We start from the raw sequence: 1,244 nt of genomic DNA on the forward strand, positions 1-1,244 counted from the left end.
TGATCCTACCCGCGAATAGTGGACACGCGACTAAGTGAGTAAACTCTCAATCAGAGGTGACTCATGACAAAACCAGCATCAACCAGTAAGAAGCCACGCAAACAGCACACGCCAGAATTCCGCAACGAAGCCCTGAAGCTTGCTGAACGTATCGGTGTCGCGGCCGCTGCCCGTGAACTCAACCTGTATGAATCCCAGCTCTATGCATGGCGCAGTAAGATTAATAATGCCCGCTGCTCTTCCGAACGTGAGCAGGAAATGTCCGTTGAAATTGCCCGTCTTAAACGCCAGCTGGCTGAGCGGGACGAGGAACTGGCCATTCTCCAAAAGGCCGCGACATACTTCGCGAAGCGCCTGAAATGAAGTATGTCTTTATTGAAAAGCATCGGGCTCAATTCACCGTCAAAGCCATGTGTCGCGTATTGCGGGTTGCCCGCAGCGGCTGGTATGCCTGGCGTCTGCGTCATCATCAGATAAGCCGGAGACAACAGTTCCGTCTGGTCTGTGATGCTGCTGTCCTGAAAGCATTCAGCGATGCAAAACAGCGTTATGGCGCTCCACGACTTGCGGATGAACTTCCGGCGTACAACGTCAAAACCATTGCCGCCAGCCTGCAGCGTCAGGGACTTCGCGCAAAAGCTGCCCGTAAGTTCAGTCCGGTCAGCTACAGCGAGCACGGTCTGCCAGTGTCTGACAATCTGCTGAAGCAGGATTTTTACGCCGGAGGCCCGAACCAGAAGTGGGCAGGAGACATCACATACTTGCGCACCGATGAGGGCTGGCTGTATCTGGCGGTGGTCATTGACCTGTGGTCCCGTGCCGTCATTGGCTGGTCAATGTCACCGCGGATGACAGCACAACTTGCCTGCGATGCGTTACAGATGGCGCTCTGGCGGCGAAAGCGCCCGGAAAATGTCATCGTACATACGGACAGAGGCGGGCAGTACTGTTCAGCGGACTATCAGGGGTTACTGAAGCGTCATAAACTGCGTGGAAGCATGAGCGCGAAAGGTTGCTGTTATGACAATGCCTGCGTGGAAAGCTTCTTTCACTCGCTGAAAGTAGAATGTATCCACGGGGAACGCTTTATCAGCCGGGAAATAATGCGGGCGACGGTGTTTAATTATATCGAGTGTGATTACAATCGCTGGAGACGTCACAGCGCCTGTGGCGGACTCAGCCCGGAACAGTTTGAAAACCAGAACCTCGCTTAGGGCCGTGTCCACATTACGTGGGTAGGATCA

General features: G+C 54.1%; 1 protein-coding gene. It reads left to right on the top strand.

Going from position 1 to position 1,244, the window contains the following annotated elements; translation table 11 throughout:
- Window positions 1–63 precede the first annotated feature (63 nt).
- A protein-coding gene (locus M8014_RS00125) for an IS3 family transposase (protein WP_110820399.1) occupies window positions 64–1,214 on the top strand; the annotation gives its coding sequence in 2 pieces (ribosomal slippage) (window positions 64–322 and window positions 322–1,214; 1,152 coding nt in all).
- Window positions 1,215–1,244: the final 30 nt, after the last annotated feature.

Source organism: Silvania hatchlandensis (assembly GCF_025564065.1).
Classification (GTDB): Bacteria; Pseudomonadota; Gammaproteobacteria; order Enterobacterales; family Enterobacteriaceae; genus Enterobacter; species Enterobacter hatchlandensis.